At 65.2% G+C, this 26,755-nt stretch carries 29 protein-coding genes and 1 pseudogene; 7 read left to right on the forward strand and 23 right to left on the reverse strand.

Features of this window, described 5'->3' with window-relative positions:
* From BM297_RS12870 to nifH, 11 genes and pseudogenes are all read right to left on the reverse strand, one after another.
* Nucleotides 1–205 (reverse strand): annotated as a pseudogene (locus BM297_RS12870) (IS4 family transposase); the annotation flags it as partial.
* Nucleotides 206–381: 176 nt separating this feature from the next.
* Nucleotides 382–837 (reverse strand): GIY-YIG nuclease family protein, encoded by a 456-nt coding sequence (locus BM297_RS12875; RefSeq protein WP_092432145.1) that lies wholly within the window; start codon nt 835–837, stop codon nt 382–384.
* An 86-nt stretch (nt 838–923) separates the two neighbouring features.
* Nucleotides 924–1,862 carry a hypothetical protein gene (locus tag BM297_RS21570; RefSeq protein WP_139231056.1) on the reverse strand — a complete coding sequence of 313 codons (939 nt, stop codon included), beginning with the start codon at nt 1,860–1,862 and terminating at the stop codon, nt 924–926.
* Between the two features lie 82 nt (nt 1,863–1,944).
* Nucleotides 1,945–2,487, reverse strand: coding sequence for a hypothetical protein (locus BM297_RS12880; protein ID WP_092432147.1), 543 nt, complete (start codon nt 2,485–2,487; stop codon nt 1,945–1,947).
* A 282-nt stretch (nt 2,488–2,769) separates the two neighbouring features.
* Nucleotides 2,770–3,501 carry a 4Fe4S-binding leucine-rich repeat protein gene (locus BM297_RS12885; RefSeq protein ID WP_092432149.1) on the reverse strand — a complete coding sequence of 244 codons (732 nt, stop codon included), beginning with the start codon at nt 3,499–3,501 and terminating at the stop codon, nt 2,770–2,772.
* An 8-nt stretch (nt 3,502–3,509) separates the two neighbouring features.
* Complete coding sequence (locus BM297_RS12890; protein ID WP_092432152.1) at nt 3,510–3,779, reverse strand: DUF6129 family protein; 270 nt, start codon at nt 3,777–3,779, stop codon at nt 3,510–3,512.
* A gap of 10 nt (nt 3,780–3,789) precedes the next feature.
* Nucleotides 3,790–4,533 carry a dinitrogenase iron-molybdenum cofactor biosynthesis protein gene (locus BM297_RS12895; protein ID WP_092432154.1) on the reverse strand — a complete coding sequence of 248 codons (744 nt, stop codon included), beginning with the start codon at nt 4,531–4,533 and terminating at the stop codon, nt 3,790–3,792.
* A gap of 3 nt (nt 4,534–4,536) precedes the next feature.
* Entirely contained in the window at nt 4,537–4,758 is a 222-nt protein-coding gene (nifT, locus tag BM297_RS12900; protein ID WP_092432156.1) for a putative nitrogen fixation protein NifT, read from the reverse strand.
* A 137-nt stretch (nt 4,759–4,895) separates the two neighbouring features.
* Nucleotides 4,896–6,467, reverse strand: a complete 1,572-nt coding sequence (nifK, locus tag BM297_RS12905) for a nitrogenase molybdenum-iron protein subunit beta (protein ID WP_092432159.1) — start codon at nt 6,465–6,467, stop codon at nt 4,896–4,898.
* 115 nt (nt 6,468–6,582) lie between these two features.
* The gene (nifD, locus tag BM297_RS12910) at nt 6,583–8,064 is read right to left on the reverse strand and encodes a nitrogenase molybdenum-iron protein alpha chain (RefSeq protein ID WP_092432161.1); all 1,482 of its coding nucleotides are present in this window, start codon (nt 8,062–8,064) and stop codon (nt 6,583–6,585) included.
* A gap of 122 nt (nt 8,065–8,186) precedes the next feature.
* Nucleotides 8,187–9,068, reverse strand: coding sequence for a nitrogenase iron protein (gene nifH, locus BM297_RS12915; protein WP_092432163.1), 882 nt, complete (start codon nt 9,066–9,068; stop codon nt 8,187–8,189).
* A 442-nt stretch (nt 9,069–9,510) separates the two neighbouring features.
* Between nifH and BM297_RS12920 the strand changes: the two genes are divergently transcribed.
* Both BM297_RS12920 and BM297_RS12925 read left to right on the forward strand, forming a co-directional pair.
* A complete protein-coding gene (locus tag BM297_RS12920) occupies nt 9,511–10,407 on the forward strand; it encodes an SIR2 family protein (RefSeq protein WP_092432165.1) in 897 nt (298 codons plus the stop codon).
* Between the two features lie 2 nt (nt 10,408–10,409).
* Complete coding sequence (locus BM297_RS12925; protein WP_092432168.1) at nt 10,410–10,973, forward strand: hypothetical protein; 564 nt, start codon at nt 10,410–10,412, stop codon at nt 10,971–10,973.
* 75 nt (nt 10,974–11,048) lie between these two features.
* Here the strand turns inward: BM297_RS12925 and BM297_RS12930 are convergent, their stop codons facing one another.
* Nucleotides 11,049–11,786 carry a helix-turn-helix domain-containing protein gene (locus BM297_RS12930; protein WP_092432169.1) on the reverse strand — a complete coding sequence of 246 codons (738 nt, stop codon included), beginning with the start codon at nt 11,784–11,786 and terminating at the stop codon, nt 11,049–11,051.
* 116 nt (nt 11,787–11,902) lie between these two features.
* Between BM297_RS12930 and BM297_RS12935 the strand changes: the two genes are divergently transcribed.
* The 5 genes from BM297_RS12935 to BM297_RS12955 all read left to right on the forward strand — a co-directional run bounded on the left by BM297_RS12935 (nt 11,903) and on the right by BM297_RS12955 (nt 18,511).
* The gene (locus tag BM297_RS12935; RefSeq protein ID WP_092432171.1) at nt 11,903–12,733 is read left to right on the forward strand and encodes a hypothetical protein; all 831 of its coding nucleotides are present in this window, start codon (nt 11,903–11,905) and stop codon (nt 12,731–12,733) included.
* Nucleotides 12,734–12,748: 15 nt separating this feature from the next.
* The gene (aas, locus tag BM297_RS12940; protein ID WP_092432173.1) at nt 12,749–14,923 is read left to right on the forward strand and encodes a bifunctional acyl-ACP--phospholipid O-acyltransferase/long-chain-fatty-acid--ACP ligase; all 2,175 of its coding nucleotides are present in this window, start codon (nt 12,749–12,751) and stop codon (nt 14,921–14,923) included.
* A complete protein-coding gene (locus BM297_RS12945) occupies nt 14,920–16,797 on the forward strand; it encodes an MFS transporter (protein ID WP_092432174.1) in 1,878 nt (625 codons plus the stop codon). The genes aas and BM297_RS12945 overlap by 4 nt, the downstream gene beginning before the upstream one ends.
* Nucleotides 16,798–16,913: 116 nt before the next feature.
* Nucleotides 16,914–17,837: an aldo/keto reductase gene (locus BM297_RS12950; RefSeq protein ID WP_092432176.1), complete on the forward strand. Its 924-nt coding sequence runs from the start codon at nt 16,914–16,916 to the stop codon at nt 17,835–17,837.
* Nucleotides 17,837–18,511, forward strand: a complete 675-nt coding sequence (locus tag BM297_RS12955) for a DUF6064 family protein (protein ID WP_092432178.1) — start codon at nt 17,837–17,839, stop codon at nt 18,509–18,511. Before BM297_RS12950 ends, BM297_RS12955 begins: the two co-directional genes overlap by 1 nt.
* An 85-nt stretch (nt 18,512–18,596) precedes the next feature.
* Here BM297_RS12955 and BM297_RS12960 read toward each other — a convergent pair whose 3' ends face one another.
* From BM297_RS12960 to rsxC, 11 genes are all read right to left on the reverse strand, one after another.
* Nucleotides 18,597–18,830, reverse strand: a complete 234-nt coding sequence (locus tag BM297_RS12960) for a hypothetical protein (RefSeq protein WP_245768258.1) — start codon at nt 18,828–18,830, stop codon at nt 18,597–18,599.
* A 16-nt stretch (nt 18,831–18,846) separates the two neighbouring features.
* Complete coding sequence (locus BM297_RS12965) at nt 18,847–19,575, reverse strand: DUF2726 domain-containing protein (RefSeq protein ID WP_092432180.1); 729 nt, start codon at nt 19,573–19,575, stop codon at nt 18,847–18,849.
* Between the two features lie 250 nt (nt 19,576–19,825).
* Nucleotides 19,826–20,545, reverse strand: coding sequence for a dinitrogenase iron-molybdenum cofactor biosynthesis protein (locus BM297_RS12970; RefSeq protein ID WP_092432182.1), 720 nt, complete (start codon nt 20,543–20,545; stop codon nt 19,826–19,828).
* Between the two features lie 85 nt (nt 20,546–20,630).
* Nucleotides 20,631–21,347, reverse strand: coding sequence for a dinitrogenase iron-molybdenum cofactor N-terminal domain-containing protein (locus tag BM297_RS12975; RefSeq protein ID WP_092432184.1), 717 nt, complete (start codon nt 21,345–21,347; stop codon nt 20,631–20,633).
* A gap of 21 nt (nt 21,348–21,368) precedes the next feature.
* On the reverse strand, nt 21,369–21,767 hold the full coding sequence (locus tag BM297_RS12980) for a NifB/NifX family molybdenum-iron cluster-binding protein (RefSeq protein WP_092432185.1): 399 nt from the start codon (nt 21,765–21,767) through the stop codon (nt 21,369–21,371).
* Nucleotides 21,768–21,769: 2 nt separating this feature from the next.
* Nucleotides 21,770–22,492: a dinitrogenase iron-molybdenum cofactor biosynthesis protein gene (locus BM297_RS12985; RefSeq protein ID WP_092432186.1), complete on the reverse strand. Its 723-nt coding sequence runs from the start codon at nt 22,490–22,492 to the stop codon at nt 21,770–21,772.
* A gap of 30 nt (nt 22,493–22,522) precedes the next feature.
* Nucleotides 22,523–22,786 (reverse strand): RnfH family protein, encoded by a 264-nt coding sequence (locus BM297_RS12990; RefSeq protein WP_092432187.1) that lies wholly within the window; start codon nt 22,784–22,786, stop codon nt 22,523–22,525.
* 21 nt (nt 22,787–22,807) lie between these two features.
* Complete coding sequence (locus BM297_RS12995; protein WP_092432189.1) at nt 22,808–23,494, reverse strand: electron transport complex subunit E; 687 nt, start codon at nt 23,492–23,494, stop codon at nt 22,808–22,810.
* A complete protein-coding gene (rsxG, locus tag BM297_RS13000) occupies nt 23,491–24,168 on the reverse strand; it encodes an electron transport complex subunit RsxG (protein ID WP_092432193.1) in 678 nt (225 codons plus the stop codon). Before rsxG ends, BM297_RS12995 begins: the two co-directional genes overlap by 4 nt.
* The gene (locus BM297_RS13005; protein WP_092432195.1) at nt 24,165–25,265 is read right to left on the reverse strand and encodes an RnfABCDGE type electron transport complex subunit D; all 1,101 of its coding nucleotides are present in this window, start codon (nt 25,263–25,265) and stop codon (nt 24,165–24,167) included. Before BM297_RS13005 ends, rsxG begins: the two co-directional genes overlap by 4 nt.
* Entirely contained in the window at nt 25,262–26,740 is a 1,479-nt protein-coding gene (gene rsxC / locus BM297_RS13010) for an electron transport complex subunit RsxC (protein ID WP_092432198.1), read from the reverse strand. The genes BM297_RS13005 and rsxC overlap by 4 nt, the downstream gene beginning before the upstream one ends.
* Nucleotides 26,741–26,755: the final 15 nt, after the last annotated feature.

A 26,755-nucleotide genomic window follows, 5' to 3' on the forward strand; every position in this document is an offset into this window, starting at 1 on the left:
GCGGATTGCCGAGCAGGCGATCCACACGCTTGATGGCGTGCTTGGGGTAGGCCTGCCCCGGCAACGAGCGTCCCAGCGCCGTCAGGGTCAGGCGCTGACCTTGTAGCAAGGCGCTGACGCAAGCCATGAGTGCGGTCAGGCGGCGAGCGTGAATGGTCGGCAGTGCTTGAGCGAACGCGGTATGTAAAAATTGGACGGCCTGCATGGGGAACGGGTGTGGTGGCTATGTTTGGCGACAACCACCGTGCCCGCCCATGCAGGCATCTTCAAGCCCTATCCTTTTGATTCGTAAAGATTTTTTGTGGGGATTCCTCAGAATCTGTCCCCTTTCTTTCTTATTTTACGAGCGATTTTAACCATTTGTTAGCCATTGAGAGGTTGTCAGGGCTCATCAGACAGGAATCTGGCAAATTCTAGGTCGTGAGGGACTGGCTCAAAGAGTGCCTGGATATCTGACTCATACATTTTTGTCAGTACTCCAAGGTTAATTCTGCTGGGGCTGGCGAACTTTTGCTTGCACCATTCCTCCAGCATGCCGTCAATGTATTGCTCTGCTATCTCTGCATCAATCCTGAACCACTCTGACTTACTATCTTCATGGTTGTTTATTCTGTAATCTTGAAATTCATAGTGAATTCCTGACTCGAATTTTTCAATTTTACCGAGGTGCTCTGGTATGTAGTAGGCGACAACCAGCGCAAGACATGGATCCCCTGTGCGCAACTGCCTATATCTAACAAGAGGGTTATTAATGGTTTTGCCTATCTTGCAGCGACTGTAGTCTGCAGAACTAAGCAAAATGTATATCCAGCCGCCAGGTAAGTTTCTCATATTCATATAGCTAACGTTTGGTTAAGGGGACGACTTTAGCCGGCCCCGAGTGAGCGAAGCGAACGGTTTTAACCAGTTGCTAGGCTGCACCACTAAAGTGACCAATACTTTTTTGCCAACCACTCGATATCGTCTCGATCAATAAAAAACACACTTCCGCTTAATTTCTTATCAATTTTTTCATTTATTTTTCTGACGGCATTTTCGCTTATTTTTCCGCTGATTATTATAAATAGTTCAGATATGTGATAGTTTTTTGCCTGTCCAGGCCCCTGCACTGGCATTGAGAAGGCATCATCAATTTGCGCAATTATGGTGTCGATTAATGAGTTTGCTCCACCACTGATGTCTCCGACCTTTACTTGTGCTGCGCATCTACGTGAATTTCCAAAGCGATCAAGTTCACTAAATAAAACATCTCGACCGAATTCTGTGGTTCCGTGATTGTATCTTACATGCTGGAATCCCATCTTTTGCATCAGAGGGATTATTAATTCTTTCGTAAATACACTCTCAACAACATCGAATTCCTGTTTCCAGTAAAATCCAAGCAGCCGAGACTCCGCCTGAACTACAAGATCTTTTGCCAGTTGTAGCTTTTCTGAAATTAGATTAAATAAGTCTTCATTGTTACTAGCAATGTCGGCATAGATGAATATATCCCCATCAGCGTACTCGGAGGAAATTTTATCACCGCAATCATTAATCGTTAGCAGTTCAGAAATTTCTCTGTGCATAGCTTTGGTAGAAAGTTTTTCGCCCCAAACACCTTCTTCTTCTCCGAATGAAATAGAGAATGAGTAACCTTCGCCCGCTCTATATATGCAGTATCTGTTCGCCTTAGGTATAAGGAGGTCTTGACTGATATTCAAGCTGGCAATTAATAGGTCAGGTAATTCGGAGGCCTTTAAGCCTTTCAAGTCCGAAAGATCACATTCGACTTCGCTCTCAAGGATCTCGCTGTGGCTAATTAGTTTAATTTTCTTTTCGTTTATATATGCAGCAGGTGGGTTTCCGGTTATCAAAAGCATGCGAGTCTCTTGCGTAATTTGCCTAAAACTGGAATTAAGCCGCCCGCTTTAGCGGATCGACTTAAACGACTTATTAGAGGATTTACAGCGCGAACTGTTGTAACACATTGCGAAGCCTTGATTCATGAGACTGGCTTCGCTTGCAGTTTTCCAAAAGGTCGCTGGCGAATTTTTCAAGGCCATCAAGGAAGGCCAGATATGTATCTTCAATGTGGGCGGGCACATGAGCGCCACTATCAATTTGCCTTGTTGCAGTGAAAAAGGCGAGAGCCATTGGGCTATCTTTTGGCCCCGAGCAGTACTGAATTTGTCTTGCCTTGCCGGCACTAGAAAGGTCTGATTGTGCAGTAAACGTGTGAAGAACCGAGCAGCGAGCAGCCCAGAAATCGACTTCGTTAAACTCAAGGCCGGGATAGGTAAGCATGTATTTATTTACCCAATCCTTGAATGATTGACCCGAAGCGCTAGTTTGATTTGCTGGCGCATCCAGTAGCCCCATGGAATCAATGGACGAGTAAATAACCACCATTAAATGGCCGTACAGGCTGTTAGAGTATAAAAGGTGAGTAGCCTTAAGAGTATTGATAATAAAGCAATTGATCAAGTCTTCTATATTCTGCCGCACTTAGTTAAATCCTCTACCGATTAATAGACACCAATATTCACAACACCCCGAACAGGTTTGGTTAATAACATCACCAGACAGGAGAAGGGAGCCGCTCTGGTATGCGGCCTTGAGAAAGGCACTGGGTGTGAAGGTGGCTTATACGCCATGACTGCAAATCCCTTGCTTGCGGGGGTATCCAACAAGCACCGAGGGTATCGCGCGCCCCCAAAAAAGAAAACCGGGACAGCCATCGCCGTCCCGGTTCTTGAAGCGAAAATACGATTTTGTCTGCCGACCGCCCTACCCCAACCGCTCCTCGATCGCCCGCCGTACCTCCGGGTCCTGCTCATCCAGCACCCGCAGCGCCTCCAGCGGCGCGTTCTCCACCGCCGCCAGGCGCACGGTCCAGTCGGGGTCGTGGAGCATGTCGATCACGTCCTCGCCCTTGAGCCGCGAGGCGACGATGCGGCGCACTTCCGGTTCGGGGTCCTGGGCCATCAGGCCCAGGCTCATTTCCGGCAGGCGCTTGGCGACCAGCTTGCGCACCTGGCGGTCTTCGTCGCGGATGAAGCGGAACAGCCGGCCGGGGGCGATGCGCTGGACCACGTAGGCGCGCACCAGGTAGTCGCGGTCGCCGGCCATCTGTTCGAGCTGTTCGAGTGGCAGGCGGTCGGCGACGGTGATGCGCACTTCGCGGTCTTCGTCCTGCATCAGCGCGACCAGCTGCTCACGGGGCAGGCGATAGGCGACCGCACGGCGCACCACCTCGTCGCTGTCGCGGATCAGCGGCGTGAGCGCCTCGACCGGGGCGTAGCGCACGGCGATGGCGCGGCGCTCCCAGAACGGGTCGCCGAGGTACTGCCCGGCCACCTGCGGGTTGTTGCGGAAGAAGCGGTCGATCTGCCGGCCGCTCTCCACCGCCACGCAGGCATCGCCCGGGGTACAGCGGCCGGCCAGCAGCAGGCTGCGGTGGAAGGGGCATTCGCGGCAATCGCCAATGGGGGTGTGGTCTGGGCCTTGATCGTCGAGCATGCCGCACCTCAATCGGGGATGACTTCGGCCAGGACGATGCCGGAGGCGGCGTCGGGGTCGTTGCTCAGCACCGAGCAGTGATCGCTGGAGTTGACCAGATAGAGGTTGAAGCGCGGACGTTCGACCAGCGGCTTGGCGTTGACCATGATGTCGTCGTCCATGCACCAGGTGAAGTGCACGCCGGGGTTGGCGCTGCGCAGGCTGGCGAGCAGGGCGTCGTCGAGCACGCCCTCCTCGGCCCGGCGAACGACGTCGTCGATTACGGCTTGGCTGATCATGGCTGTGTCCTCATCCTGAACTATCGGAAGTGAATCGCACGCGCTGGCCTGGCTCGGCGCCCATCGCCTTGGCCAGCCAGGGTGGTGGCGTGGTCGCCAGCACGCGCTGCAGCTCCTCGACGATCTCGCGAGCCGGCTGCGCGCTGGCGTGCTTGATCGGGTGCACCCCGGCGCGGATCACCTTGGCCGCCGCCGGGCCGCCGATGCTGAGGGTGTAGAGCAGCTGGCAGTCGTGGAGCAGTTCGGCACGGCGGGTGTTGCGGTCGTCGTCCTCGCTGCAGGGGCCGGGCTCGCGCAGGTCGATCAGGCGGCTTTCGCGCGGCGAGATCTGGTAGATCAGAAAGCGCGCGCAGCTGCCGAAGCTGCCGTCCAGACGCTCGCCGCTGTTGGAGGCGCAGGCGATGCGCACCGAGTCGGGCAGCTCGCCGTCGCGGTAGGGCTGTACAACCGGCAGCGGCTCTTCGGGCATGCGCACGCCGCGGCCCTTGAGCAGGCCGACGGCACGCTGCAGCTGGCGCTCGGTGAGTTCCGGCTGCGGCGCCTCGTTGGGCCCCGGAGTCAGCAGCGCGGCACGCAGACGGGCCATGCGCAGCTTGCTCAGGCGGGCTTCGGTAATCGGCTCGCCGGTCACCGCCAGCAACGCGCGCAGCAGGCGCGCGGTATCCACGTCCTTGAGCTCGCGTGCCGCCAGGGCAATGCGCAGCGCCAGATGGCCCGGCAGTTGCGCAGGCCTGGACAGCGGTGGCGTGGCCATGGCTCAGGCCTCGCCGGCCCGCTTGGCGCGCAGGGTGATCGGCAGCTTCGGCGGTGCCGAAAGCGGTTCGAGATAGTAGCTGGAGCCGTCAGCCAGGGTGACTTCGCCGCCCCAGCGCTCGGGGCTGTCGAACTCCAGCGCGGTGACGATTTCCTCCTGGTCCTTCTTGGCGATGTAGAAGGTCAGCTGACCTTTGGCGTTGTGACGAAGCATGACGCTGGGCATGGCACGTTCTCCAGGAACAGGTGGCTGGCGTCGGCGGCGCGCGGCGGCCGGTGGGGCCGCCACGCGTGCGGATCGCCAGTGGAAAGGCCGGGGCGGACAGCGCCGCCCCGGCCGGTACCACAGTCAGACAACCGACCTCAGCGCACCAGGTCGTAGTTGTAGTCGGTGGTCTGCATGCCACGGGTTTCCTCGTCCAGACGCTCCAGCACCGAGTTGACGATGGTGGTCAGCATCTGCATGGCACCCTCGTAGCCCAGGGTGGTCTGGCGGTGCAGGTGGTGACGGTCGAAGATCGGGAAGCCGAGGCGGATCAGCGGGACTTCGAACTCCTTGCCCTTGTGCAGGGTGTCGCGCTGGATGAACTTGCCGTAGCTGTTGCCGATCATGAAGTCCGGCTTGTTGGTGAACACCAGCGAGCGCAGGTGCCAGAGGTCCTTGCCGATGTAGACGGTGCAGTCCTTGCCGTACGGCGAAGCTTCCAGGATCGCATCCAGGGCCTTCTTCCAGCGCTTGCTGCCGTTGTTGCAGAGGATGTGGGTCGGCTCGCAACCCAGCTCCAGCAGGAACTTGGCCAGGCCCATGACGAAGTCCGGGTCACCCCAGATGGCAAACTTCTTGCCGTGCAGCCAGGTGTGCGAGTCGGTGATCATGTCGACCAGGCGACCACGCTCCTTTTCCAGGCTGGCCGGGATCGGCTGGCCGGTGATTTCGCTGATCTTCATCAGGAATTCGTCGGTCCAGTCCAGGCCCATCGGGATGCTCAGCTTGGGTACTTCGTGCTTCCAGGTGCCTTCGACCAGCTTCTTGGTCTTGTCCAACTGCCACGGCTGCAGCAGCAGGGTGGTGGTGGCGTTCGGCGCGTCCTTGATTTCGGCCTGGGTGGTGCCGCCGGCGTACATGCGGAACTGACCGTCAGCCGGGGTATCCAGCACCTCTTCCGGGTCGGAGAGGAAACTGTAGTCGACGTCCATTTCCTTGAGCATGCGCTTGATGACGCGGAAGTTGCCCAGGTAGGTCTCGAAGCCCGGAACGATGTTGACCTTGCCGTTGCTGCCAACGACCTTGTCTTCCATGTAGTTGAGGGTGAAGTAGCGGGCGATGCCTTCGAACATGTTGTCCCAGCCGGTCACGTGGCTGCCGACGAAGCTCGGGGTGTGGGCGTACGGAACCGGGTAGTCCTGCTCGATGAACCCTTCCTTCTTCGAGTTGTTGATGAAGGCGTTGAGGTCGTCACCGATGACCTCGGCCATGCAGGTGGTGGACACGGCGATCATGTCGGGCTTGTAGGTCGCCTTGCAGTTCTGCAGACCGTCCTTCATGTTCTGCTGGCCGCCGAACACCGCCGCGTCTTCGGTCATCGAGTCGGATACGCAGGACACCGGCTCGCGGAAGTGGCGGTTGAAGTAGGTACGGAAGTAGGCGACGCAGCCTTGCGAACCGTGCACGTAGGGCATGGTCTTTTCGAAGCCCAGCGAGCAGAGCACCGCACCCAGCGGCTGGCAGGCCTTGGCCGGGTTGATGGTCAGCGCTTCGCGCGCAAAGTTCAGTTCCTGGTATTCCTGGGTGGTGGTCCACTGGAAGACTTCGTCGATCTTGTCCTGCGGATGCTTCTCTTCGAAGTCATCGCGCTTGCGGTCAAGCATCTGCTTGTATTCTTCGTCGCGGAACAGCGGGTAGCTGGGTTTGATGTTGTCGACTTGCTGGCTCATGACTCTTCTCCTGCGCCTCACTCATCTGTGAACGGCGCTAGCGGAAATCGGCCGCGGGCATGCCCTTGCTTGCAAGGGGCCGCCCGCAGCGGACGTTGCGTACGGTTGCGGACAATCAGGCGCTGACGGCGACTTTCTCGGCGGCGGCTTCAGTCTTCTGCCAGGGAGCCTGCAGCTTGCTCCAGCACGGATTGTTCAGGGTCATGTCCATGTCACGGGCGAAGATGGCGAAGCCGTCGAAGCCGTGGTACGGGCCGGAGTAGTCCCAGGAGTGCATCTGGCGGAAGGGGATGCCCATCTTCTGGAAGATGAACTTTTCCTTGATGCCGGAACCGATCAGGTCGGGCTTGACGCGCTTGACGAACTCTTCGAACTCGTAGCCGGTGACATCGTCGTACAGCAGGGTGGCGCTGCCCATTTCCTTCATGGTGCGGTCGTAGTCGTCGTTGTGACCGAACTCATAACCGGTACCGACCACTTCCATGCCCAGATCTTCATAGGCACCGATCACGTGGCGCGGGCGCAGGCCGCCGATGTAGAGCATGACGCGCTTGCCTTCCAGGCGCGGACGGTACTTGGCGACGACGGCTTCCCACTCGGCCTTGTACTTGGCACACACTTCTTCGCACTTGGCCTGGATCGACTCGTCGAACTGGGCGGCGATGGCGCGCAGCGACTCGATGGTCTTGGTCGGGCCGAAGAAGTTGTATTCCATCCATGGGATACCGTACTTCTCTTCCATGTGACGGGAGATGTAGTTCATCGAGCGGTAGCAGTGCACCAGGTTCAGCTTGACCTTCGGGGTCAGCTCGATTTCGGCGATGGAGCCGTCGCCGGACCACTGGGCAACCACGCGCAGGCCCATTTCCTCGAGGAGGATGCGCGAGGACCAGGCGTCGCCACCGATGTTGTAGTCACCGATGATGGCCACGTCGTAAGGCGTGGTCTGGAAGGAGTTGTCCTCGTCGCGGGCACCCAGCACCCAGTCGCGCACGGCGTCGTTGGCGATGTGGTGACCGAGGGACTGCGACACGCCGCGGAAACCTTCGCAACGCACCGGCACCACGGTGGTGTCGTGCTCGGCAGCCTTCTTCTTGGCGACGGCTTCGATGTCGTCGCCGATCAGGCCGATCGGGCACTCGGACTGGATGGAAACGCCCTTGTTCAGCGGGAACAGGGTTTCGACTTCGTCGATCAGCTTGGCGAGCTTCTTGTCGCCGCCGAAGACGATGTCCTTCTCCTGGAAGTCGGAGGTGAAGTTCATGGTGACGAAGGCGTTCACGCCGGTGGTGCCGATGTAGTAGTTACGGCGGCCCGCACGCGAATACTGCCCGCAGCCGACCGGGCCGTGGGAGATGTGGATCATGTCCTTGATCGGACCCCAGACCACACCCTTGGAGCCGGCGTAGGCGCAGCCGCGGATGGTCATCAGACCCGGCAGCGACTTCTTGTTGGAGGTGATGCACTTCTTCGATTGTTCCAGGGTCGGATCGTTCGGAGACAGGTGCTTCGCGCGGTCCTTGCGGGCCTTCTCGGGATAGACTTCCAGGACTTCCTGGATGAGGCTTTCGACCTCTTCGCGTGACATACCGGACATGGGTATGACTCCTCTTGCCTTGCGTTCATATGCGGGTAACGGATCAGTCGCACTGCGCACCGCGCAGTGCGACTATCCGGCAGGGCCCATCTGCCCTGCCCCGTCCTGCTGCAACGGTGCGATCAGGCACTGACCTCGTCGGCGGCGGTCTTGCCGACGATGCTCTCGTCCTCGACATCCATGACGCCGAACTCCATCAGCAGGGCTTCGAGTTCGTCCATGGTGATCGGGGTCGGGATGACCAGGTTCTTGTTCTCGTAGATCTTCTTGGCCAGAGCGCGGTACTCGTCGGCCTGCTTGGCGGCCGGGTCGTACTCGATCACGGTCATGCGGCGGATTTCGGCGCGCTGTACCACGTTGTCGCGCGGTACGAAATGGATCATCTGGGTGCCCATCTTGTCCGCCAGGGCCATGATCAGCTCGTCCTCGCGGTCGGTCTGACGGCTGTTGCAGATCAGGCCGGCCAGGCGCACGCTGCCGGAGTTGGCGTACTTGACGATGCCCTTGGAGATGTTGTTGGCGGCGTACATCGCCATCATCTCGCCGGAGCAGACGATGTAGATTTCCTGGGCCTTGTTCTCGCGGATGGGCATGGCGAAGCCGCCGCACACCACGTCGCCGAGCACGTCGTAGAACACGAAGTCCAGGTCCTCGTCATAGGCGCCTTCCTCTTCGAGGAAGTTGATCGCGGTGATCACGCCACGGCCGGCGCAGCCAACACCTGGCTCCGGGCCACCCGACTCGACGCACTTGACGCCGCCGTAGCCGACCTTGAGCACGTCTTCCAGTTCGAGGTCTTCCACGGTGCCGGCCTCGGCAGCCATTTCCATGATGGTGTTCTGGGCCTTGGAGTGCAGGATCAGGCGAGTGGAGTCGGCTTTCGGATCGCAACCGACGATCATCACCTTCTTGCCCATCTCGGCCAGGGCTGCCACGAGGTTCTGGGTGGTAGTGGATTTGCCAATCCCACCCTTACCGTAGATAGCGCATTGACGCATTGCCATAATTGAGTTCCTCAGGTTTCGTTTCCACATCAAGTGGGCTGTAGGCACGAACAAGCCTGCGCATCGAGATAAATGCAGTGTCTGTGCCAGCCTCGAAAAACAAACCCAAGTTATTGTTTTAAAAGGAGTTATTTTTATCATTCGAATTGTCGCGGACGTTTGATACACAACAAACGCGCGCCGCCCGATGTATCAATGGCGACAACCCAACAAACTTCCCGATAACCACCAGCACACTCTCCAGTGAACTTTGCGCAGTTGTGGCAAATACGACAATTGTCGCGAAACAACTCGCTCCAGCCCGTCAAAGTGCGCTACGTTAAACTCCCGAACATCAATGAATCCTTTCAAGATCAATGAGTTGTAACGATCACAAAAAGTGGCGCGGATATTGCGATTGGACACTGCAGCACTACGCCCTTATTCCCAGCAGGAGAGTCCAGTGAACAGCAGCCAGATAAAGGAGATCCTTGCCCAGCTCGGCAGCGGCGACGTCGTTCCCTACCTGGGCCCCGGCGTCCTCGACGGCGTGGTCGACCGCGTGAGCGGCCAGCCGATCCCCGCCGACAGCGACAGCCTGATCCTCGCCATGACCGGCGGCCAGCCGATGTCGCCGCGGCTGATGTACGAGTTCCCGCGCGCCGCCATGCACCTGGAGAACAAGAAGGGGCGCAGCTACATCGAGCGCTTCCTGACCCAGACCTACGGCGGCGACAACTGGACGCCCTCGCCCATGCACCAGTGGCTGGCCGACCTGCAGCTGCCCTACGTCATCGACTGCAACCGCGACACCCAGCTGCAGCGCTGCTATGCCGACCGTGCACACACCCTGGTGGTCGGCGCCGCGCGCCTGGCCGGCACGCCCTACCGCTTCGACCTCTACCAGGGCGAGGGCGGCCAGTACCGGCCGATCAGCCTGGCCGAGGTGGATACGGCGCTGCCGGTGCTGTTCAAGCCGCTGGGCACGCCGCTGCCCAAGCCGAGCTTTGTTGCCTCGGATGCCGACTTCGTCGACTACATCACCGAGCTGATGGGCGGCTTCGCCGTGCCGGCCTGGGTCAAGCTCAAGCGCCGCAACCAGCGCTACCTGTTCCTCGGCATGCCCTTCAACCGCGACACCGAGCGCATGGTGATGAGCGACCTGATCCACGACGCCGCCACGCCGGCCGGCTGGGCGCTGATTGCCGCACCCGGCAACAGCGCGCGCAAGCTCTGCGCGCGCAAGCACGTGCAACTGATCGAGGCCGACTGGAGCAGCCTGTTTGCCCTCGGCAACCCCGCCACCGCCGCCCACGCCCCCTGCGGCGGCCTGAATCCCTTGACCGACATGAGAGCCTGACCATGCTGCTGAAAACCTACGAAGCCCAAAACCTGCTGTGCAACCTGAGCGTGCTCGGTGCCACCAGCCGGATCGACACCTACGCCTTCCGGGGCGACCTGGTGCTCGAGGAAGGCGAGATCGCCGACGACGCCGGCCGCCGCCTGCCGCCGACCGCGGTGGTCAAGCAGTCCATCGTGCTGGTGAGCGGCAACAAGCTGGCCATGGTCGCCGGCGGCCTGGTGCATCTGCGCGAGCTGCCGCTGTTCATCGAGCGCTATCGCGGCGACCTGGCCGCCGGGGTCAGCGTGCTGTTCTACGTCGAGGACCTGACCAAGGCGCTCATCACCGAGCTGGACGGCGTGCCGATGATCCTGCTGCCGCACGAGGAAGGCGCCATCTGGAACACCCTGATGGGCGACCTGCGTCTGGACAAGGAGGACTTCAAGGGCCAGAGCGCCGAAGACAAGGTGATCACACAGTACGAAGCGCTGAAGACCTTCAAGCCCAAGCTGGAAACCGTCGCCTTCGAGACCGCCCTGACCTTCGTCAGCAAGATCCAGCGCGAGCATCGCGGTCCGGTCTGATTCATTTGCTCTACAGAGTCCCGCTTGGCCTATAAGCCACTCCCCCGCTCCAGGGGGAGTTTTTCTTTGCGCGGCCTACCGCGGTCGCCGCAGCGCGGTAAACGCCCCCAGCTCCCACTCGCGCAGCGCCAGCAGCAGCCCGCAGCCGTGCCGCTTGCTCAGCGGGGCGGCGAGACTCTCCTCGTGCAGTTCGGCGAACTTCTGCCGCAGCTTGCGGATCTCCGCCTGCAGGCGGGCCTGTGCCGACTCGGTGAGCATGCCGTGGGAGAACGCCAGCACCTCGTCGCTGCCGGTGAAGTCGCTGGCGAGGAAGTCGGCCAGGCCGCGGCGACGGAAGAACGCGCGGATCGGGCCGTCGGGCAGCCAGTCGAAGTCGCGCGCCACGTTGAGGCGCACGCGGTTGCCCGGCAGCAGCTGGATCAGGCGCAGGCGGTCCAGGCGCGCCAGGCGCTGGATGCACTCGGCCTCGCTCAGTCGGTATACGCCGAGGATCTCCGCCAGGGTCCACTGGTTGAGCACGCACACCGCCACCAGCAGCAGCTTCTCGTCGCCGATCAGCTCCTGTTCCTGGTCTTCACTGAGGGTGTGCAGGCGGCTTTCGCCGAGCGCCGCCTCCTGGGTCAGTTCGGCGAGGGTGAAGCCGAGCAGGTGGCTGATCTCCAGCAGTCGTTCCAGACTGAAGCGTTGCGTGGCGAACATGCGCTTGATGCTCGGCTCGGAGACGCCGAGGGCGCTGGCCAGCTCGCGGTAGGTCATGCCGTGGATCTTCAGGCGGCGCTTGAGGGTGGCCACCAGCTGGTCGAGTTCGCTCATGGGAAAGTCGCATATTCCGATACTTTGCCGGTCAGTCTACGCGCCTTTTTCCGCCAAAGTTCAACCAATTCTTGCCGGCAGGCATCCTGAGCCCGTCCATTTCAGGGAGAAATGCCATGAACCGCCTGCGCCACCATCTGCCCCTCGCGCTCACCGCGCTGCTATGCATCGCTGCCCTGCTCTACGGCCCCATCGCCCAGCTGGCCAACTACCACGCCTTCGCCGACCAGAGCGAAGTCTTCGGCATCGCGCACTTCGCCGACGTGCTGTCCAACCTCGGCTTCGCCCTGGTCGCGCTGTGGGGTCTGTGGCGCCTGGTGCCGGCGCGCCACTCGGCCGCTCTGGTTCACGGCTGGCCCGGCTACTGCCTGTTTCTCGTCGGCCTGCTGCTGACCGCCTTCGGCTCCAGCTGGTATCACCTCGATCCCGACAACGCGCGGCTGGTCTGGGACCGCGTGCCCATCGCCCTGGCCAGCGTCGGCCTGCTCGCCGGGGTGTGGGGCGACTGCCGCCAGCGCAGCTGCGCCCTGCTCGCTGGTGTGCTGGCCGTGGCCGCGCCGCTGAGCGTCGCATGGTGGTACTGGACCGATCTGGCCGGCGCCGACGACCTGCGCCCCTACCTGCTGCTGCAGGTGCTGCCGATCGTGCTGATCCCGCTGTGGCAGTGGCTGCACGGCCGCCCGCGCGGCGAGCGCCTGGCCTTCGCTGCGGCGCTGGCGCTGTACCTGGTCGGCAAGTGCGCCGAACTGCTCGACCACCAGCTCGCCGCACTGCTCGGCCCGCTCAGCGGCCACACCCTCAAGCACCTGCTGTCCAGCGTCGCCACCGCCGTGGTGGTCGCCCAACTGGTCCGGCGCAGCCGCACGACTCTGCAGAATCCGCGCGCCCCGCTGGCCGCCGACACGGCCGCGGTGGCACCATCGCGGCACAGCACTCCCCATCACTGAGGTCAGGGAACGATCATGCTCAAGACTCTCCTGCGCCGCCTGTTCCAGGCCCTGTTGCGCGTCCGCGTCCACGGCGATCCCGAGGTGTTGCGCAACCCGCGCACGCTGATCGTCGCCAACCACGAGTCGTTCCTCGACGGTCTGCTGCTCGGCCTGTTCCTGCCGGTCGACGCGGTGTTCGTGGTCCACACGCAGATCGCCAACCGCCCGCTGTTCCGCTGCCTGCTGTATTTCGTGCCGCACCTGGCGGTCGATTCGACCAGCCCGCTGGCGATCAAGCAGATCGTCAAGCTGGTGGAAAGCGGCCGGCCGGTGATGATCTTCCCCGAGGGGCGGATCACCCGCACCGGCTCGCTGATGAAGGTCTACGACGGCGCCGCCTTCGTCGCCGCCAAGACCGGCGCGACCATCGTGCCGGTGCGCATCGACGGTGCCGCGCAGAGCTACTTCGGCCGTCTGGCCGGCGTCTATCCGCGCCGCGCGCTGCCCCAGGTGAGCATCGCCATCCAGCCGCGCCGCTACATCCCGATGCCCGCGCTGCCGTCGGCCAAGCTGCGCCGCCGGCGTGCCGGCGAGCTGCTGCGCCACATCCTCCTCGACATGCTGGTCGCCACCCGCCCGCAGCGCACCCTGTTCGAGGCCTTCCTCGAGGCCAAAGCCACCTTCGGCAGCCACTACAAGCTGGTCGAGGACATCCGCCTGCAGGAGGAGTCCTACGGCTCGCTGCTGAAGATGGCCCTGGGCCTGGCCCGCCTGATGGCGCGGCACAGCGCGCCGGGCGAGGTGGTCGGCGTGCTCACCCCCAACGCCGCGCCGACCCTCGGCCTGGTGCTCGGTCTGTCGCTGTCCGCGCGCATCCCCGCCCTGCTCAACTACACCGCCGGCAGCGAGGGCCTGCGCGCCGCCTGCACCGCCGCCAACATCAAGACCATCGTCGCCTCGCGCACCTTCATCGACAAGGCGCGCCTCGGCCACCTGCTCGACCAGCTCGACGGCATCCGCGTGCTGTACCTGGAGGACCTCAAGCGCGAGCTGACCATCGCCGACCGCCTGTGGCTGCTCGCCCACCTGTTCGCCCCGCGCCGCGCCGCGCTGCCCCAGCAGCCCGACGATGCCGCGCTGGTGCTGTTCACCTCCGGCTCGGAAGGCAAGCCCAAGGGCGTGGTGCATTCGCACAGCTCGCTGCTGTCCAACGTCGCCCAGGTGCGCGCGGTGGCCGACTTCACCCCGCTCGACAAGTTCATGATGGCGCTGCCGCTGTTCCACTCCTTCGGCCTGACCTGCGGCGTGCTGCTGCCGCTGGTGTCCGGCTGCAAGGTGTTCCTCTACCCCAGCCCGCTGCACTACCGGATCATTCCGGAGATCGTCTACGACCGCGACTGCACCGTGCTGTTCGGTACCTCGACCTTCCTCGCCCACTACGGCAAGTTCGCCCACCCCTACGACTTCGGCCGCCTGCGCTACGTGGTCGCCGGCGCCGAGCGCCTCAACGACGAGGTGCGCCAGCTGTGGATCGACAAGTTCGGCATCCGCATCCTCGAAGGCTACGGCGTCACCGAGTGCGCGCCGGTGGTGGCGGTCAACGTGCCGATGGCCTGCCGCCGCGGCAGCGTCGGCCAGCTGCTGCCCGGCATGCGCTACCAGCTCGAAGCGGTGCCCGGCATCGACAACGGCGGCGCGCTGCACGTGCAGGGGCCGAACCTGATGAAGGGCTACCTGCTGTTCGACCAGCCCGGCATCATCCAGCCGCCGCCGGCCAGCAGCCCCGGCTGGTACGCCACCGGCGACATCGTCGAGTTCGACGCCGACGGTTTCCTGCACATCCGCGGCCGCCTCAAGCGCTTCGCCAAACTGGCCGGCGAGATGGTCTCCCTGGAGGTGGTCGAGCAGATCGCCGCCAGCGCCGCGCCCGGCGCCCTGCACGCCGCCTCGACGCGCAGCGACGCCGGCAAGGGCGAGGCGCTGGTGCTGTTCACCAGCGCCGCCGAGCTCGGCCGCGAACAGCTGCTCGCCGCGGCGCGCAGCCTCGGCGCCCCGGAACTGGCCGTGCCGCGCGACATCCGCCGCGTCGCCGAGATCCCCCTGCTCGGCTCGGGCAAGACCGACTACGTCACCCTCAAGCGCATGGCCGAGGCCGGCGCCGAGCGTCCCGCCATCGCGGCGGATGCCAGCCAGGACAGCCCGACATGAGCTCGCCCCTCGACCTGCTCAAGGCGCGCCGCTTCGGCCCGCTGTTCGCCACCCAGTTCCTCGGCGCGTTCAACGACAACCTGTTCAAGAACGCGCTGGTGGTGCTGCTGACCTTCCAGGCCGCGCAGTGGACCACGCTGAGCATCGGCGTGCTGGCCAACCTGGCGGCGGGCATCTTCATCCTGCCGTTCTTCCTGTTCTCGGCCACCGCCGGCCAGCTCGCCGACAAGTACGACAAGGCGCGCGTCGCGCGCTGGACCAAGCTGCTGGAGATCGTCATCGTCCTGCTCGCCGGCGCCGGGTTCTGGGCGCACAGCCTGGAGCTGCTGCTCGCCGCGCTGTTCCTGCTCGGCCTGCAGTCGACCCTGTTCGGCCCGGTGAAGTACGCCATCCTGCCGCAGCACCTGCGCGAGGAAGAGCTGGTCGGCGGCAACGCGCTGATCGAGGCCGGCACCTTCGTCGCCATCCTCATCGGCACCCTGGCCGGCGGCCTGCTCGCCGGCATCGACGACGGCAGCCGGTGGATCACCGCCGCCTGCCTGCTGGTCGCCGTGCTCGGCTACTGGAGCAGCCTCGGCATTCCCGTGGCGCCGGCGCCCGAGCCGGGCCTGAAGGTCAACCTCAACCCGCTGGTGGAAACCTGGCGCAACATCGGCTTCGCCCGCGAGAGCCGCACGGTGTTCCTGGCGATCCTTGGCATCTCCTGGTTCTGGCTGTACGGCGCGCTGCTGCTCGCCCAGTTCCCGGCCTACGCCAAGGACGTGCTGGGCGGCACGGAAACCGGGGTGACCCTGCTGCTCGGCGTGTTCACCCTCGGCATCGGCGTCGGCTCGATGCTCTGCGAGCGCCTGTCGGGCAAGCTGGTGGAGATCGGCCTGGTGCCGCTGGGCTCGATCGGCCTGACCCTGTTCGGCCTCGACCTGGCCTTTGCCTCGCCGGCCAGCCCGCCGCCCGCGCCGCTGGGCCTGGGCGCGCTGCTGCAGGCGCCCGGCACCCTGCGCGTGCTGTTCGATCTGTTCGGACTGGGACTGTTCGGCGGCTTCTTCATCGTGCCGCTGTACGCGTTGATGCAGCTGCGCTCCAACCCGGCGCACCGCGCGCGAATCATCGCCGCCAACAACATCATGAACGCGCTGTTCATGGTGATCGGCGCCGGCGCCGCGGCCGCGCTGCTGAGCGGCGGCCTGTCGATCCCCACCCTGTTCGCCGTCGCCGCGCTGTGCAACGCCGTGGTGGCGCTGTACATCTACCGCCTGGTGCCGGAATTCCTCCTGCGCTTCATCGTCTGGATGCTGGTGCACTCGGTGTACCGGCTGGACAAGCACAACGTCGAGCGCATCCCCCTGAGCGGCCCGGCGCTGTTGGTGTGCAACCACGTCAGCTACGTCGACGCCCTGGTGATCACCGCCGCCTGCCGCCGGCCGATCCGCTTCGTCATGGACCACCGCATCTTCCGCTGGCCGCTGCTGTCGTTCGTGTTCCGCACCGCCCGCGCCATCCCCATCGCCCCGGCCAAGGAGGATGCCGCGCTGCTGGACAAGGCCTACGACGAGGTGGCCGCCGCGCTGGCCGCCGGCGAGCTGGTGGCGATCTTCCCGGAAGGCCGGCTCAGCCCGGACGGCGAACTCGGCCCGTTCCGCCCCGGCACCCAGCGCATCCTCGAACGCCACCCGGTCGATGTACTGCCCATGGCCCTGTCCGGGCTGTGGGACAGCCCGTTCTCGCACAAGGCCGCCTCGCTGCTGGAGCGCCTGCGCCGGCTGCATCCGCTGCGCCGCATCGCCCTCAGCGTGGGCGCACCGCTGCCGGCGCTGGCCGCCGAGCCGGAACGGCTGCGCGCGCAGGTGCTGGAACTGCGCGGCAGCGTGAAGTGAAGCGCCTCGCGCCGGGCCAGGGAGTGGCTGCACCGCTGGGCCGGTAGCGGCTCGCCCGGCTGCGCGACCGGGGTATGCTCGAACGCATGGCAACTTCGCTGGATGAAGGAGTCGTGATGGACAGCCCTGCGAATCTCACCCGCCGCCGGCTGCTCGGCGCGCTCGCCGCAGCGGCCCTGCTCGGCCCGGCGCTGGGACTGGCGCGCCAGAGCGGCCCGGCCACCCGCAGCATCCCTTCCAGCGGCGAGGCCCTGCCGCTGGTCGGCCTGGGCAGCTGGATCACCTTCAACGTCGGCAACGACCGCGCCGCGCGCGACGCCAGCGCCGAGGTGATGCGCAACTTCTTCCGCGCCGGCGGGCGGCTGATCGACAGCTCGCCCATGTACGGCTCGGCGCAGGAAGTCATCGGCTACGGCCTCGCGAAGCTGGGGCATCCCGCACAGCTGTTCGCCGCCGACAAGGTGTGGATTGCCGACGGCGCGGCCGGTCGTGCGCAGATGGAAACCTCGCGCCAGCGCTGGGGCATCCCGCGCTTCGACCTGCTGCAGGTGCACAACCTGGTGTCGTGGCAGGCGCACCTGCCGACGCTGCTGGCGATGAAGGCGGCCGGCCAGCTGCGCTATGTGGGCATCACCACCTCCCACGGGCACCGCCATGCCGAGATGGCGCGGATCATGGCCAGCCAGCCGCTGGACTTCGTCCAACTGACCTACAACCTCGTCGACCGCGAGGCCGAGCAGCGCCTGCTGCCGCTCGCCCGCGAACACGGCATCGCGGTCATCGTCAACCGGCCGTTCCAGCGCGGCGAGCTGCTGCGCCGGCTCGACCGCCATCCGCTGCCGGCGTGGGCAGGCGAAATCGACTGCACCAGCTGGGCCCAGTTCGCCCTCAAGTTCGTCATTTCCCATCCGCACGTCACCTGCGCGATTCCCGCCACCACCCGCGTCGACCACGTGCTGGAGAACCTCGGCAGCGCCTCCGGACGCCTGCCGGATCAGGCCATGCGCAGCCGCATGGCCGCATTCGTGGCCCAGCTCTGATGGCGGAGTGGTGGCTCTACGGCCCGCGCGATCTGCTGCTGTTTGCGCCGCGTACCTACTACCGGCTGTTCGAGCTCTACAACCTCGAACTGTGGCCGCTGCAGCTGCTCGCCCTCGCGCTCGGCCTGGCAGTACTGGTGTTGGCGCGGCGCGGCGGCGAGCGGGCGGGACGTGCCAGCGCCGTGATCCTGGTGCTCTGCTGGCTGTGGGTCGCCTGGGGGTTCCACTGGCAGCGCTACGCCAGCATCAACCTGGCCGCCGGCTATTTCGCCCTGGCCTTCGTCGTCCAGGCGGCGCTGCTGCTCTGGTCTGGGGTCCTGCGCGGCCGACTCGCACCGCCATCTCCCACGCGGCTGCAGAAGCGCGCCGGCCTGGTCCTGCTGCTGTTTGCCCTGCTGGTCTTTCCGGCGATCGGCCCGCTGCTGGGGAGAAGCTGGACGCAGGCGGAGCTGTTCGGCATGGCCCCCGACCCGACCGCGCTGGCCACCCTCGGCGTCCTGCTGCTGGTCGGCGGGCGGCCGGCGTGGGGCCTGTGGCCGATTCCGGTGGCCTGGTGCCTGCTCAGCGGCACGACCCTGTGGGCGATGGAAGCGCCCGACTTTGCGCTGGCGCCGCTGCTGGCGTTGCTGGCGGTCGGCCTGGCCGTCGGCGGTGCCGCGAGGCGCTCGAGGTGACGCCCCCGCGCAGTCAGCCGCCACCCGCCCTCTCCCGCCGCAGCCATCTTCGTGTTGCGGCTGGGAGGATCACGCGGAACGAGGCTCAGAAGCCAAACTGGCCGAGGGCGGCCATCAGCACCAGCGCCAGCACGGCGAGGCCGACGCACTGGACGTAGGTCTCCTCGCGCCGGCCGCTCAACCAGCCGTGGCGGGGATACTTGCCGAGGGTGAACAGCTTCACCCAAGGCCAGCCGGCCCAGTAGCAGAGGGTGCCGAAGAACAGCTCGACGAGGATATGGGCGAGAAAGCGAGCGACCAGGGACAGCAGCTCATCCATTGCTTACGGGCTCCAACTACCGATTCGCTTGTTTACCAAGCGGGATATAGCCCTTGCATGCGGGAAAACTGGAGCAGCCCCACAACTGTTTTCCCGCATGAGCTCCGCTCTTGACCGTGCGGAGTAGTGTCAGCCCACCACACTTTGGACAAACGGGCGCCTTATCCTGAGAGTCTGTTGCAGGCGACAATTGAGCGGTTGGATTCTGGCTCTCCATGTCGTTGGGTTTCGGCGCCGGCTCCAGCTTGATAACTGCCACCTGCTGAATGGATTCCCGCACATCCTGAATGGTGTACGTGGCCTTCGCTACAAACCTGGCCAGCGGCAAGCCGGCTGCACGGCATGCCTCTTCCACGAAAGTGTCCCGCTCCTTGCGCCGTGCCTGTTGATGGGATGCGTCGTCCAGCTCAATGGCGCAGACGATCTCGAGGGTTTCCTTGTCGCACAACACAAAGTCGGCATGCTTGCGGTTGATTCGGTTCAGGGCAATTGTGCGGGCAGACCTGCCGATGCCGGTTCTCACCGCGAGCAGGTCTGCAAGCCGCACTTGGGCATACACACGATATTGGCCGCCAATCGCTTGCTCAAGCACGCCCAGAAATGAGCGCTCCGCAGGGGTTAGCAGACAATCCTTCTTGATGTAAGGAAACGGCTGGCCAGAGGCTCCTTTAGCGGATTTTCCCGCAGCAATGATTACTGCCATAAGCACGGCCAATACAACTACCGCAATCAGTAGCCACGTCATCTAATTCCTCCATGAACACATAACATCCGTGCCCCAAGTCTTCATTTACTGGATCGCAGCCACAGCATCGGCTGGGAAATGCAGGGTGATTGCATCCTTGGCGAAATGCAGGGCGGGACGTTAACCCTCCCCCCAATGCTTGTCTACCGGTTAGACAACCTGCACGGTCAGTACAAAACCAAAACGGCCGAAGCAGATCCAATCTCCGCTCCGGCCGTGGCAACTGGCGCTCAGGTCCTGCCAACGCAGTTCAAGCCACCTCTTCCTCCTCCCACTCGAACCGCACCCGCTCCTCCGCACTGCGCCCCAGCAGCTTGGCCAGCCACGGCGGCGGCGAGCCGGCCATGACCTGCTGCAGCTCGGCCAGGACCTCCTCGGCGCGACCGCCATTGGGTTTCTTCAGCGGGTAGATGTTGGCGCGCACCACCTTGGCCGCGGCCGGGCCGCCGATGGAGACGACGAACAGCACCTGGCAGTCGGCGATCTGCTCGACGCGCCAGGCGTTCTTGTCCTCGGCCAGATCCGCTTCCAGGGTCGAGCGGATGTCGATCAGCGTGCTGTCGCTGGCGCCGACCTGGTAGATCAGAAAGCGCGGGCAGGTGCCGAAGTGGCCGTCCAGCTGCTCGCCGTTGTTGGAGGCGACGGCGACGCGGATCGAACCTGCCGGAACGCTGGCCAGGACCATCGGCTGCGGCAGATCGTCGGCCACGGTCTCGCCCCAGAGAATGCGCACGGCCTCCTTGAGGGCTTCCATTGGCGTATCGAGCAGGTCGACGTCCTCCTCCGAGCCGGCCAGGCCGATCTTCAGGTCGGTGACGGTCACCCCCTGCAGGCTCTTTTCGGTCAGCGGGCCGTTGACCTGCTGGTGGAGGATTTCCAGCAGCTGGCCCACGCTGGTGCCGGGCAGGGCCCGGGCGGCCAGGGCGATGCGCAATGCGGTGTCGCGGCTCATGCTTACAGGACTATTCATCAGCGGGCTCCTGGACGACCGGGACGGCCGTCATGGTGATTGGGTCGAGCACGGGGCAGGCAACACGGCCGGGGGAACATCCCGCTCAGGCGTCGTCGTCCGCCTCGGCGAAACGCAGACGTCGTTCGGCATGCTGGCCGAGCAGCTTGGCCAGCCACGGCGGCGGCGCGCTGGCCATCACCGCCTGCAGCGCGGCGAGGATCTGCGCCGCTTCGCCGCCGGCGATCTTCATGATCGGGTAGATGCCGGCGCGGACCACCTTGGAGGCCGCCGGGCCGCCGATGGTGACTGCGTAGAGCACCTGGCAGTCGGCGATCAGGTCGCGCCGGTAGCCGTTGCGGTCTTCGGCGAGATCGGCCTCGCGGGCCGAGCGCACGTCGATCAGGGTCAGCTGCGCGCTGCTCACCTGGTAGATCAGGAAGCGCTGGCAGGAACCGAAGTGGCCATCCAGCCGTTCGCCGCAGTTGGAGGCGACGGCCACGCGGATCGAGCCCGGCGGCAGTTCCGCGAGGGGCGTGGCGCGCGGCAGCTCGCCGGGCACGCTTTCGCCCCAGAGGATGCGCACGGCCTCCTTGAAGGCTTCCATCGGCGTGTCGAGCAGGTCGACGTCGTCTTCGGAACCAGCCAGGCCGATCTTCAGGTCGCTGACGGTCACCCGTTGCAGGGTCGACTCGATGAGCGGGGCATCGATGCGCTCGCGAAGGATCGCCAGCAACTGGCGCACGGGGACATCGGGCAGCACGCGGGCGGCCAGCGCGATGCGCAGGGCTGCTTCACGGCTCAGGGGCGCGGCAGTATCCATCGGTGCCTCCTCGACTGCGGCTTACGCCGGGTGGTGCCCTTCCCCGCCGCACGCATGCTCGTCGTGGGGCTGGCCGGGTGGCAGGGCGTCGGCGAGGAAGGCCTTGACTGCCCGTTCGGGGTCGCTTTCGCCAGTGGTGAGCAGGATCACGCCGCGCTCGCCGAGGCGCCGGGTCACGCCGTCGCCGGCACTGCCGGCAATCGCCACGTCCACCGCGTGCAGCGGGTGGCGCTCGGGCTGCGCGCAGACGTGCCACTCGTGCAGGCAGGCGTGCTCGTCCAGCTCGAGGGTGTAGGCGCCGTCCGGAGCCTCGCCCGGCCAGACGTCGAACACGCGCCAGCGGTGGGCGCGGCCGGCGTGTCCGGCCACCTGGCCCTGGCGATCGATGGCGACGGCGATCAGTCGACGGGGATCACTCATGTTCACAGCACCTCAGCCGAACGGGAAAAGCGCACGCGTTGCTCGGCGCCGTCGCCGAGCAGCTTGGCCAGCCAGGGTGGCGGCGAACCGGCCATGACCGCCTGCAGGTCGGCGAGGATGTCCGCAGCCAGGCCGCCTTCGATCCGCTTGATCGGGTAGATGTCGGCGCGCACCACCTTGGCCGCCGCCGGTCCGCCGACCGACACCACGTAGAGCACCTGGCAGTCGCGGATCAGGTCGACGCGAAAGCCGTTCTTGTCCTCGGCGAAGTCCGCCTCCAGGGCGGAGCGCACATCGACCAGCGCCACCTGCTCGGCGCTCACCTGATAGACCAGAAAGCGCAGGCAGGAGCCGAAGTGGCCGTCGAGGTTCTCGCCGCTGTTGGAAGCGATGGCCACACGGATCGAGCGCTCCGGCAGCGTGTCGAGAACCACCGGCTGCGGCAGATCGCTGTCCACGGTCTCGCCCCAGAGGATGCGCACCGCATCCTTGATCGCCGGCAGGCCGACGCTGATGTCCTCGCCGTCCTCCTCGCCGTCGGCGCTGGCGAAGCCGGTCTTGAGGTTGGTGACGGTCACCGTCTGCAGGCTCTCCTCGGTCAGCGGCCCCTCGATGCTCTGGTGCAGCATCTCCAGCAGGCGGCCGACGCCGATGCCGGGCAACGCCCGGGCGGCCAGGGCGATACGCAGTGCGGTCTCGCGACTCATGTTCATGGGGGTTTGCATCAGTGGCCTCCCGGGCAAGCCAACAGCGGATCAATCGTCGTCATCGTCATCGTCTTCGTCGAGCACCCGCGTGATGCGCTGGTAGATCTCCACGCGATCGCCCTCCTTCAGGCAACTGTCGAGCTTCACGAACTTGCCGAACACGCCGACCTTCTGCTTCTTCAGGTCGATCTCCGGGCAGTAGCGCAGCAGCCCGGACCGTTCGATGGCCTGCGCCACGGTGCTGCCTTCTTCGACCTGGCAGGTCAGCAGCAGCGGCTGGGGAGCAACGGCGTACACCACACCAACTTTCATGGCTTCACTCCTGTGCCGGACTCATTGCAGAACCACCAGCTCGCCGTGGCTCTTGATCCTGCGCTCGGCGCGCTTGCGGTCGAGCACGCGCTTGCCGGCGAGCAGGAAGCCCAGGACGATGAACGCACCCGGCGGCAGGATGGCCAGCAGGATGCCCTGGAAGCCGGGCAGCACGGTGATCTCCAGCCACTGGAAGTGTGCGCCGAGCAGCGACGAGGCCTGGGCGAACAGGGTGCCGCTGCCGAGGATCTCGCGGATGCCGCCGATCACCACCAGCACCCAGGTGAAGCCGATGCCCATGCCGGCGCCGTCGAGCATCGCGGGAATCACCGGGTTCCTCAGGCTGAACGATTCGGCGCGGCCGAGCACCGCGCAGTTGGTGACGATCAGCGCGATGAACAGGCCGAGCACCTTGTACATCTCATGCATCCAGGCGTTCATCGCCATGTCGATCAGGGTCACCACGCCGGCGATGATGGCGATCATCACCGGGTTGCGTACCTCGGGGGCGATGCTGTGGCGCAGCGCGGAGATGATCGCGTTGGTGCAGATCAGCACCAGGGTGGTGGCCAGGCCCATGCCCAGGCCGTTGGTCGCGGTGGTGGTGACCGCCAGCGCCGGGCACAGCGCGAGCATCTGCACCAGGGCGACGTTGTAGTCCCACAGCGCCGAGGTGAAGTAGTGCCACGGCCGTTTCGCTTCGCTCATCGTTGTGCCTCCTCTGCGGTCGCGCCCAGCCGCGCGGCCTGGCGGACCTGGAACTGCAGGGCCTGCAGCACGCTCTTGACCACCGCGCGCGGGGTGATGGTGGCGCCGGCGAACTGGTCGAACTGGCCGCCGTCCTTCTTCACCTTCCACTGCACCAGCGGGGTGTTGGCCAGCGACAGGCCATCGAACGCCTTGATCCAGTCGCTGCGCGACACTTCGATCTTGTCGGCCAGGCCGGGGGTCTCCTTGTGGCTGAGCACCCGCACGCCGAGGATCTGCCCTTCGCGGCTCAGCGCGATCAGGTGCAGGATCGGACCGCCGTAGCCGATGTTGCTGACCTGGAAGGCCACCGCCACCAGATGGCCGTCCTTGCGCGCCGGATACACCTCGACCGCGCCCAGCTCGGCGTCCTGCACGGTGAAGGCGTCGCTCAGCGGGTTGTTGTCGTACAGCCGCTGCGGCAGGACCTGGCGCAGCACGGCGAGGCGGTCGGCCTCCTGCTGGGCGGTGATCTGCTCGTGGGTCAGCTGGTTGCCGAGCAGCAGCGACAGCGCTACCAGCGCGCAGATCGCCGCCAGCGACAGGCCCTGGTACTCGACCCGCGAACGCCAGCGTTGCAGCAGCGAAGGCGGCGCGACGACCTCCTCCGCAGGGGTCAGCGTGTTCTCGCTCATGGCTTGCCCTCCTGGTTGACCGGATTGGTTTGCCGACCGATGGGCAGCGGCTTGCCACGTGCGTTGCGGCCGTAGGCGCGCGGCCGCCAGTAGCGGTCGAGCAGCGGGGTCAGCGCGTTCATGAACAGCACGGCGAAGGCCACCGCCTCGGGGAAGCTGCCCCAGGTGCGGATCACGTAGATCAGCACGCCGCTGCCGGCGCCGAACAGCAGCCGGCCGCTGCGGCTGACCGGCGAGGTGACCGGATCGGTGGCGATGAACAGCGCGCCGAGCAGCAGGCCACCGCTGGCCAGGTGGTAGAGCCCGCCGGGATAGCGCCCGGGATTGATCTGGTGGGCGATGGCCGCCAGCAGCACCACGGCGAGCAGCATGCTCAGCGGGATTTCCCAGTGGATGATGCGCCGCGCCAGCAGCCAGGCGCCGCCGAGCAGGAGCAGCAGTTCGGAGGTTTCGCCCAGGCTGCCGGCGCTGTGGCCCAGCAGCGCCGCCAGCAGGCTGAAGTCGCCGGCGAGGATCGCCTCGGCGCTGTGGCCCAGGGTCAGCTCGGTCTTCAGATGGCCCAGCGCGGTGGCGCCGCTCATGCCGTCGGCCAGTGGCGCGCCGGCGAAGGTGATCGCCAGGCCGTCGAGGAAACCCGGCGCGCCGGCCGAACCCAGAGGCTGCGGCAGCGCCCAGCTGGTCATCTGCAGCGGGAAGGCGATCAGCAGGGCGACCCGTGCCAGCATCGCCGGGTTGAACAGGTTCTGGCCGATGCCGCCGTACAGCTGCTTGCCGATACCTATGGCGAACGCGGCGCCGCCGACGGCGATCCACCAGGGCGCCGTCGGCGGCAGCGACAGCGCCAGCAGCCAGCCGGTGAGCAGCGCCGAACCATCGAGCAGACGCGCCATCGGCTGGTCGAGCCAGCGCAGGCACAGCGCCTCGGTGGCCAGCGCGCTGGCGCAGGTCAGCAGCCACAGGTTGATCGCCGGCCAGCCGAACAGGTAGAGGCCGAACAGGGTGGTCGGCAGCAGCGCCAGGCTGACCTGCAGCATGATGCGGTTGACCGAGGAGCGGTCGTGGGCGAAGGGCCCGGAGGCGATGTCTAGGCTACTCATGGCTTCTCCACCTCGCTGGACGCTGCGGTCTGGGCCGGTTTGGCCTTGGCGGCGGCCTTGGCTGCCTTGACCGCGGCCTTGGCGGCTTCCTCCGCCGCCAGACGCGCGGCGCGCGCCTCGGTCAGCTGGCGGATGTAATCGTTCTTGCGCGCGGCGCTGCGCCGTTCGTCCTGCTGGCCCATGGCGTGCTGGAAGTACTGCACCAGCGGGATGTGCGAGGGGCACACGTAGGAGCAGCAGCCACAGAGGATGCAGTCGCGCAGGCCGTAGTCGCTGGCCCCGTCGAGATCGTCGACGCGGGCGCGGGCGGCCATTTCCAGCGGCAGCAGGCCCATCGGGCAGGCGTCCACGCAGCTGGCGCAGCGGATGCACGGCGAGGCCTGGTCGTTGCGCAGCTCGTGGCGCGCCAGGGCCAGCAGGCCGGTGGCGCCCTTGATCATCGGCACCTGCGGCGAGGGCAGCGCCACACCCATCATCGGCCCGCCGAGCAGCAGGCGCGCCGGCTCCTGCTGCAGGCCACCGCAGGCGTCGAGCAGCAGCTGCGCCGGGGTGCCGATGGGCACCTCCAGGTTGCGCGGACTGGTCACGCAGCTGCCCGCCACGCTGACCACCCGCGAGATCAGCGGGCGGCCGTGGCGCAGCGCCTGCTGGATGGCGTAGACGGTGCCGACGTTGTGCACCAGCGCGCCGACCGAGGTGCTGCGCGCGTCGGCCGGCACCTCGCGGCCGGTGACCGACTGGATCAGCTGCTTGGCCGAGCCCATCGGGTACAGCGCCGGCACCGCTTCCACCTCGATGGCGCCGAACGGCTCGCTGGCCGCGCGCATGGCCGCCAGCGCCTCGGGCTTATTGTCCTCGATGGCGATCACCACCCGGTAGGCGCGCAGGATGTGCTGGATCAGCCGCGCGCCGTCGACGATGGCCTCGGCGCGCTCGCGCATCAGGCGGTCGTCGCAGGTCAGGTAGGGCTCGCACTCGCTGCCGTTGACCAGCACGGTCTTGATCTCGTGGCGGGTGCCCTGCTTGAGCTTGACCGCCGCCGGGAAGATCGCCCCGCCCATGCCGACGATGCCGGCCCGGGCGACACGGTCGGCGAGCAGCAGCGGACTCTCGGCGAAGGGATTGGCCGGCACGTCCAGCTCGATCCAGCGCTCCGCGCCGTCGCACTCGAGCACCATGCCGTTGACCGTCAGGCCGGAGGGGTGCGGGGCGAGGATCGGACCGATCTCGACGATGCGCCCGGAACTCGGCGCGTGGATCGGCGCCGACATTTCCGCCGGTGAGCCGGCGATCAGCTGGCCCTTGAGCACCCGCTCGCCGACCCTGACCAGCGGCAGGGCCTCGGCCCCGGCGTGCTGGCGCAGCGGCAGGTAGAGACGCGGCGGCAGCGCCAGGCTGCCGATCGGCAGCGCGGCCGAGCGGTCCTTGTGGGCTGCGGGATGGATACCGCCGCGGATGCGGGCGAGATTGAACATGGCAATGCTCCGTGG

Source organism: Geopseudomonas sagittaria (genome assembly GCF_900115715.1).
In the GTDB taxonomy this organism is placed as follows: domain Bacteria; phylum Pseudomonadota; class Gammaproteobacteria; order Pseudomonadales; family Pseudomonadaceae; genus Geopseudomonas; species Geopseudomonas sagittaria.